Source organism: Vibrio sp. 1580 (genome assembly GCF_033340055.1).
In genome coordinates this window covers 1-519 of the sequence record NZ_JAWOVT010000729.1, presented here as the reverse complement: position 1 = coordinate 519, position 519 = coordinate 1, and the positions used below count along the sequence as shown (strand labels likewise).

Annotated in this window: 1 protein-coding gene; it reads left to right on the top strand. The window is 50.3% G+C overall.

The window, feature by feature from the left end; genetic code table 11:
* Positions 1-519: catalase (locus R7093_RS28080; RefSeq protein ID WP_318147390.1), on the top strand; the 519-nt coding region annotated here is incomplete at both ends.

Below are 519 nucleotides of genomic sequence, written 5' to 3'. Positions count from 1 at the left end.
ATTCACCGTGACTCACGACATTACAAAATACACGCGTGCAAAAATTTTCTCTGAGGTTGGTAAAAAGACCGAACTGTTTGCTCGCTTTACGACCGTTGCGGGTGCGCGCGGCGCAGCGGATGCAGAACGAGACATCCGTGGTTTTGCCCTAAAATTTTACACCGAAGAAGGCAACTGGGATTTAGTCGGCAACAACACGCCAGTCTTCTTCTTACGTGACCCGTTGAAGTTCCCTGACCTCAACCACGCGGTGAAACGCGATCCACGCACCAACATGCGCAGCTCGACGAACAACTGGGATTTTTGGACTTCACTCCCAGAAGCGTTCCATCAAGTAACCATCGTCATGAGTGACCGCGGTATTCCAGCGTCTTACCGTCACATGCACGGCTTCGGTAGCCATACATTCAGCTTTATCAACGCTGAAAATGAACGCTACTGGGTGAAGTTCCACTTCAAAACTCAGCAAGGTATTAAGAACATCAGCGATGAGGAAGCACAACTGCTGGCGGGCAGAGA